Below are 262 nucleotides of genomic sequence, written 5' to 3'. Positions count from 1 at the left end.
CCGGCCTTCGCCCTGCCGGCGAACCGCACGACGCGCCTCGACGCCGTCGTCAGGCAGGGCAGTGGCCTGAGCCGCCGGCGGCCGAGCATCGAGCCCGGGGATCTTGCCTTCCTGCAATATACCGGCGGCACGACCGGCGTCGCCAAGGCCGCGATGCTGACCCACTGCAACATCATGGCCAATATCGAGCAGAGCCAGCTCTGGTTCGAGGCGACGGATCCCGAGCCCGGCCGCGTCATGGTGACGGCGCTGCCGCTCTACC

1 protein-coding gene is annotated in these 262 nt (G+C 70.2%); it reads left to right on the top strand.

Annotated features, from left to right (window positions below; translation table 11 throughout):
- Nucleotides 1–262 (top strand): AMP-binding protein (locus WDW90_RS39905; RefSeq protein ID WP_336493092.1); only part of this gene is annotated, 262 nt, incomplete at both ends.

It is taken from the genome of Methylobacterium nigriterrae, assembly GCF_037106235.1.
In the GTDB taxonomy this organism is placed as follows: domain Bacteria; phylum Pseudomonadota; class Alphaproteobacteria; order Rhizobiales; family Beijerinckiaceae; genus Methylobacterium; species Methylobacterium nigriterrae.
This window is presented reverse-complemented; position numbering and strand designations above follow the sequence as displayed.